6 protein-coding genes are annotated in these 5,352 nt (G+C 71.1%); 2 read left to right on the top strand and 4 right to left on the bottom strand.

Annotated elements, in window-relative coordinates; genetic code table 11:
* Positions 1–5: 5 nt before the first annotated feature.
* Positions 6–797, bottom strand: coding sequence for an NAD-dependent protein deacylase (locus PKE44_RS14510; RefSeq protein ID WP_324552416.1), 792 nt, complete (start codon positions 795–797; stop codon positions 6–8).
* Between the two features lie 76 nt (positions 798–873).
* Here PKE44_RS14510 and PKE44_RS14505 point away from each other — a divergent pair, with 76 nt between their 5' ends.
* A complete protein-coding gene (locus tag PKE44_RS14505) occupies positions 874–2,058 on the top strand; it encodes a glycosyltransferase (RefSeq protein ID WP_324552414.1) in 1,185 nt (394 codons plus the stop codon).
* An 81-nt stretch (positions 2,059–2,139) separates the two neighbouring features.
* Positions 2,140–2,553, top strand: a complete 414-nt coding sequence (locus tag PKE44_RS14500; RefSeq protein ID WP_324552412.1) for a VOC family protein — start codon at positions 2,140–2,142, stop codon at positions 2,551–2,553.
* Positions 2,554–2,564: 11 nt separating this feature from the next.
* On the opposite strand, the gene PKE44_RS14495 is transcribed toward PKE44_RS14500, so the two are convergent.
* The 3 genes from PKE44_RS14495 to PKE44_RS14485 form a co-directional block, all read right to left on the bottom strand.
* A complete protein-coding gene (locus PKE44_RS14495) occupies positions 2,565–3,038 on the bottom strand; it encodes a YbaK/EbsC family protein (RefSeq protein WP_324552409.1) in 474 nt (157 codons plus the stop codon).
* A gap of 14 nt (positions 3,039–3,052) precedes the next feature.
* Positions 3,053–3,871, bottom strand: a complete 819-nt coding sequence (gene pepA, locus PKE44_RS14490; RefSeq protein WP_324552407.1) for a flocculation-associated PEP-CTERM protein PepA — start codon at positions 3,869–3,871, stop codon at positions 3,053–3,055.
* 301 nt (positions 3,872–4,172) lie between these two features.
* Positions 4,173–5,352, bottom strand: a 1,180-nt coding sequence (locus PKE44_RS14485) for an SbcC/MukB-like Walker B domain-containing protein (RefSeq protein ID WP_324552405.1), incomplete at its 5' end; no start/stop codon positions are given.

Here is a 5,352-nt window from a genome sequence, read left to right as displayed (position 1 = left end):
GCCGATCAAATCCCGATCCGCTCGGCCAGCGCCGTCAGTGCCGCCGCGGCGCCGGTGCGGATGCGCACGTCGACGATCCGCGACACCGAAGTCTCGCCCGGGTTGATCTCGATGCTCGGGATGCCGGCCTGCACGGCGGCGACCACCGGGCCGGCGATGTACGGGAACACGCTGGTCGTGCCGATGCTGAGCACCACGTCGAAGCCGGCGTCCAGTTCGCGGTAGTAACGCGACAGCGCCGCCTCCGGCAGCATCTCGCCGAACAGCACTACATCGGGGCGCACCGGCTCGCCGCAGGCCGGGCAGGCCGGCGGCATGCCGGGCGGCAGTTCGTCGAAGTCGGCGATGCGCGTGCGCCAGTCGCAGGCCGTGCAGAGCAGGCGGTGCACGTCGCCGTGCATCTCGATCAGGTGCCGGCTGCCGGCGTCGCGGTGGAAGCCGTCGATGTTCTGCGTCAGCACGCAGACATGCTCGAAGTGCCGGTCAAAGGCCGCGAGCAGTTCGTGCGCGCGGTTGTGGCGGGCGCCGCGGCAGGCGCGCTCGATCTGCGCGAGGTACTTCCACGTGATCGCCGGGCGGCGCGCCAGCATGCTGCCCGACAGCGCCTGCTCGATCGGGATCGCGTCCTCGGTGTGCGTGTCGTCGTACAGGCCGCCGATGCCGCGATAGGTCGGCAGGCCCGAATCGGCCGAGATGCCGGCGCCGGTGATCACGAACAGCCGCCGCGCCGTGCGCAGCAGCCCGGCGGCCGTGTCGGCATCGGCCAGCCAGTCGCGGCCGGAAGTTTCCTCTGTCATGCGTGCTCCCCGTCACGAAACCGCAAGCCCGGCGAAATAGGCTCGGCGACCGTTTGCAACTGTCACCGGGCCGTCGATGAAAGTCCTGATGCTGTCGGACGTGTACTTCCCGCGGGTCAACGGCGTGTCGACCTCGATCCGCACCTTCCGCCGCGCGCTGGCCGCTGCCGGCCACGAGATCGACCTGATCTGCCCGGCCTACGGCGACGCCGATATGCCCGAAGCCGGCGTGCAGCGCATCCCGGCCCGGCGTGTGGTGTTCGACCCCGAGGACCGCATGATGCACGCGCGCGCCGTGCTGCGGCAGGCCGATGAACTGGCCGGGCGCGGCTACGGGCTGATCCACGTGCAGACGCCGTTCGTCGCGCACTGGCTCGGCGTGCGCCTGGCGCGCCGGCTCGACCTGCCGCTGACCGAGACCTACCACACCTTCTTCGAGGAATACCTGTACCACTACGTGCCGCTGCTGCCGCGCGCGGCGCTGCGGGCGCTGGCGCGCACGGTGTCGCGCGTGCAGTGCAACGCGCTCGACGGGCTGGTCGTGCCCTCGCAGGCGATGCTCGACAAGCTGCGCGGCTACGGCATCCGCGTGCCGGCAGCGGTGATCCCGACCGGGCTCGACGGCGACAGTCTCGGTTCCGGCGACGGTGCGGCGTTGCGGGCCGCGCACGGCATCGCGCCGGATCGGCCGGTGCTCGTGCACGTCGGCCGGCTCGCGCACGAGAAGAACGTCGATGCGCTGCTGCACATGCTGTTCGAACTGCGCCGACTGGTGCCGGACGTGCTGCTGCTGATCGCCGGCGAAGGCCCGGCCGAACGTCATCTGCGTGCGCTCGCCGCGCGGCTCGGGCTGGATGCGCAGGTGCGCTTCCTCGGCTATCTCGACCGCGCCGCCGGCCTGCCCGGCTGTTACCGCGCCGGCGACGCCTTCGTGTTCGCGTCGCGCACCGAGACCCAGGGCCTGGTGCTGCTGGAGGCGATGAGCCTCGGCGTGCCGGTGGTGTCGACCGCGGTCATGGGCACGCGCGACATCGTCGGGCCGCAGCGCGGCGCCGTGGCCGTGGGCGAGGACCCGGTCGAATTCGCCGCCGCCTGCGCGCGCGTGCTCGGGGATGCCGCGTTGCGTGCCCGGCTCGGCACCGAGGCCCGGGCTTTCGCGCAGGGCTGGTCGGCGACGGCAACCGCCGGCGCGCTCGCCGGCTTCTGGCAGCAGTGCATCGACGAGCGCCTGCGCACCACCGCCCCCTGCCCCGCGCGCTGACCCTGATGGAGTAGGGGTCTTGTATGTAGCGCCCGGGCGGGCGACCCTGCGGTTTCCCGTCGCCGGCCGGAGCGCAGTGGCATGACGCCGTTCCATTACGCCTTCCTCGTCACCGATCTCGACGCCACGCGTCGCTTCTATCTCGGCATGCTCGGCTGCGCCGAGGGCCGCTACAGCGAGACCTGGGTCGATTTCGATTTCTTCGGCCACCAGCTGTCCGCGCACCTCGGCAATCCGCTGCGCGATCCGGCCAGCGTCGGCCTCGTCGACGGCAAGGAGGTGCCGATGCCGCACTTCGGCGCGATCCTCGACTGGGAAGCCTTCCACGCGCTCGCCGCCCGGCTGCAGACCGCCGGGGTCGGGTTCGTGCTGGAGCCGCAGGTGCGCTTCATCGGCCGGCCCGGCGAACAGGCGACGATGTTCCTGCTCGATCCGTCCGGCAACGCGCTGGAATTCAAGGCTTTCCGGCACCCGCGCGCGCTGTTCGACTGCTGAACCGCGGGCGTTCAGCCGACGCGCAGCACCGTGCCGCCGGTCAATGCCGGCAGGGCTTGCGAGGGCAGCGCGAACACCGTGTCCGGCGTGCCGGCCGCGGCCCAGACCTCGGGCCAGGCGAGCAGGTCGGCATCGATCAGCGTGCGCATCGGCCGCGCGTGGCCGAGCGGCGGCACGCCGCCGATCGCAAAGCCGGTCCATTCGCGCACGAAGGCCGCATCGGCCTTGCCGGGGCGTTCGCCGAGCACGGCTTCGAGCCGGGCCGGATCGACGCGGTTGGTGCCGCCGGTCAGCACCAGCAGACCATCGCCGCTGCGCTCACCGCGGAAAATCATCGACTTGACGATCTGCGCCTGTTCGCAGCCGATGGCCCGCGCCGCATCGGCTGCGGTGCGCGTGCCGGCCGGGTAGCGGACGATGCGACACGCGAGTCCGGCTGCTTCCAGAGCCAGCCGGACCCGTCGGGTGGCAGCAGGCAGTTCCATGTGCCCGCCTCCGCTCAGCGCCGACGGCGCCGGCAGCCCAGTCCTGCGAAGCCGGCAGCCGCCAGCGCCAGACTGCCCGGTTCGGGGATGAAGGTGATGGTGCCGAGTTCCTGCGTGGACGCCAGGATCGGACCGACGCCGGTCGGCATGATCGGCACGGCGGTATTGGAGACGAGGCGCAGGCCGTTCGGGAACAGGTCACCGGCGAGTGCCGCGGCGCCGAAGGGCTGCAGCAGCCAGTCATAGAGCGTCACGTCGGTGAAGCCCAGCAGCTCCGTCGGCGAAATCGGCACCACCGTCGTCGAACCGGTGAAGTTCGTGCCGTTGTTGATGGCGATCGGCGCATCGTCGGCCATGTTGCCGATGGCGAGGTCGATCGGCAGGCCGCCGGGGCCGGCGCCGCCCGGGATCAGCGTGAAGGTCGAATCGTTGTTGCGGTCGGCGAACAGCACGAGGTTGGCGGTCGAATAAGTGATGACCATGCTCGCAGTGCCCGGCACCGGCGTCGCGGTGCCCGTGACCACGTAGGTCAGGTACAGGCCGTAGCCGGTGTTCAGCGTCGACGCAATTGGCAGGCCGGCGGAATCGAACAGGCCGGTGACCTGGAACACGCCGAGTTCGGCGAAGCCGCCGAACGGATCGGTCGGCGTGATCAGCGCGCTGGAGCCGATGGAGAACTGCTGTACGTCAGTCAGCACGCTGCCGGTGGCACCGGCGGAAAGTACGGTTTCATCGAGCGTCAGCGCCGCTGCCGGCCCTGCCGCTGCCATCAGTGTCAGCAGGCCCGCAACCCCTGCGCGCAGGGTTCTGAATCCGAAATCAGCTGTTCCCATTTCCTTGCACCTCAAATCATTCCCGGACAATCCGGACAATATCTGGTTGATTCACCTTGTCGGTTCTGCATTGCGATCAAGCGAGGCTGCGGTGCCGATGCCCGCCGGCCGGAATCGGCAACCTCATGCCTCAGCGAGAGTAAGGCCATGACGAAAATACATGAAACAGGCCATCCGCCATGCCGTTCACGGCCAATCCCGACAAAAATGATGGGTCATCAACCAGATAAACCGGCACGGCCGCATCCCGCCGCCGGCAAATGAACAAAATTAAATATGCCTCGTCTCCGGGGGCGCCGGCTCAGCCGCCCGTCACCGTCTCGATGCGCGAGCACCCGCCGCCGAGTGCGCGCACGCGCACCTGCACGCCGATGCGCTCGACCAGCGCCGGCACATGCGAGATCACGCCGACCTGCCGGCCCTGCCCCTGCAGCGCGTCGAGGGCGGCGACGGCGATGTCGAGCGTGTCCGGATCGAGCGTGCCGAAGCCCTCGTCGATCAGCAGCGTCTCGACCTGCACGCGGTTCGAGGACAGCGAGGCCAGCCCGAGTGCGAGCGCGAGCGACACGAGAAAGGTCTCGCCGCCCGAAAGGCTGTGCACGCCGCGCACCTCGTCGGCCATGTCGCGATCGACGACCATCAGCTCCAGCCCGGCCCCCGGCACGCGGCGCAGGCGGTAGCGGCGGGCCAGTTCCTGCAGATGGGCGTTGGCATGCGCGACCAGCGCTTCCAGCGTCAGGCTCTGCGCGAAGCCGCGGAACTTCGAACCGTCCGCCGAACCGATCAGCTCCTTCAGCGCCAGCCACGGCGCGGCCTGCAGACGCCGGGCCGCCAGCGCCGTGCGCCGTTCGGCGCCTTCGCTGCGGCGCTGGTCGTCGGCATGCAGCCGGGCGGCGAGATCGGCGAGAGCCGTGCGTGCGTCCCGCAGCGCGGTCTCGGCGCCGGCCAGCTGCGCTTCGGGTGCGTCGGACGAGGGCGGGCACGACGGAGCATCGCCCTCGTCCGCGGCCGGCAGCGGCGGGCGTGCCGCGGCATGGGCTTCGGCCTGGGCGCGTCGTTCGTCGTGCCGGACCCCGGCTTCGCGCAGCGCAGCCGTCAGCGCATCGAGCGCGGCTCCCTCGTCGCTGAGCCAGCGCTCGCCGAAGCCCAGCCGGTGCCGGGCTTCGGTGGCATCGAGCCCGGCTTCGGCCAGCGCGTCGTTCAGCGCGCGGGCGGCTTCGGCCGCATCGGCGTCGGCCCGCTCCCGGGCGCTGCGGGCCGCCTGTTCCTGTCCGGCCGCGCGATTGCGGACATCCGCGGCCCGGGACACGGCTGCCTGTGCTGCATCGCGCCCGGCCACGGCCTGCCCGATCGCCTGCGCCAGCGCCGCCTCGACGTGCGCGGTCGGCTGGCCGTCAAACAGGCCGGCCCGGTCCGCGTGCAGCCCGGCAAGGACTGCGGCGGCCTCCGTCGCCGTCTGCACCGCCCGCTCCGCCGCTTCG

Origin of the sequence: Plasticicumulans sp., assembly GCF_035331805.1 — a bacterium.
GTDB lineage: Bacteria > Pseudomonadota > Gammaproteobacteria > Competibacterales > Competibacteraceae > Plasticicumulans.
The sequence above is the reverse complement of the archived record's forward strand: the minus strand, read 5'-3'. Positions and strand labels throughout refer to the sequence as shown.

Excerpts from the sequence above, each read along its gene's own strand:
- PKE44_RS14510 (WP_324552416.1), bottom strand. The coding sequence starts at position 797 with ATGACAGAGGAAACTTCCGGCCGCGACTGGCTGGCCGATGCCGACACG.
- PKE44_RS14505 (WP_324552414.1), top strand. The coding sequence starts at position 874 with ATGAAAGTCCTGATGCTGTCGGACGTGTACTTCCCGCGGGTCAACGGC.
- PKE44_RS14500 (WP_324552412.1), top strand. The coding sequence starts at position 2,140 with ATGACGCCGTTCCATTACGCCTTCCTCGTCACCGATCTCGACGCCACG.
- PKE44_RS14495 (WP_324552409.1), bottom strand. The coding sequence starts at position 3,038 with ATGGAACTGCCTGCTGCCACCCGACGGGTCCGGCTGGCTCTGGAAGCA.
- pepA (WP_324552407.1), bottom strand. The coding sequence starts at position 3,871 with ATGGGAACAGCTGATTTCGGATTCAGAACCCTGCGCGCAGGGGTTGCG.